The following is a 235-nucleotide window of genomic DNA, read 5'->3' on the forward strand; positions in this document are numbered from 1 at the left end:
GGTTATGTTACTGGGTATCGGTAAAGTGCCGGGTGTGATTGCGGTGATTATCTATGCGATTCCTCCAGTAATTCGTTTAACAAACTTAGGTATACGCCTTGTTGATAAAGAAGTGTTAGAAGCTGCCACCGCTTATGGTGCGAGCCCAATGCAGCGATTATTTGGCGTGCAAATTCCGTTAGCAATGCCGACTATTATGGCTGGTATTAACCAAACTATTATGATGGCATTAGCC

Annotated in this window: 1 protein-coding gene; it reads left to right on the forward strand. The window is 43.8% G+C overall.

The genetic code is table 11. From position 1 onward, the window contains the following. Positions 1 to 235 (forward strand): ABC transporter permease subunit (locus AAEZ08_RS23470; RefSeq protein ID WP_500125249.1); only part of this gene is annotated, 235 nt, incomplete at both ends.

The organism is Pseudomonas sp. E45-MNA-CIBAN-0222 (genome assembly GCF_040310405.1).
In the GTDB taxonomy this organism is placed as follows: domain Bacteria; phylum Pseudomonadota; class Gammaproteobacteria; order Pseudomonadales; family Pseudomonadaceae; genus Stutzerimonas; species Stutzerimonas stutzeri_AC.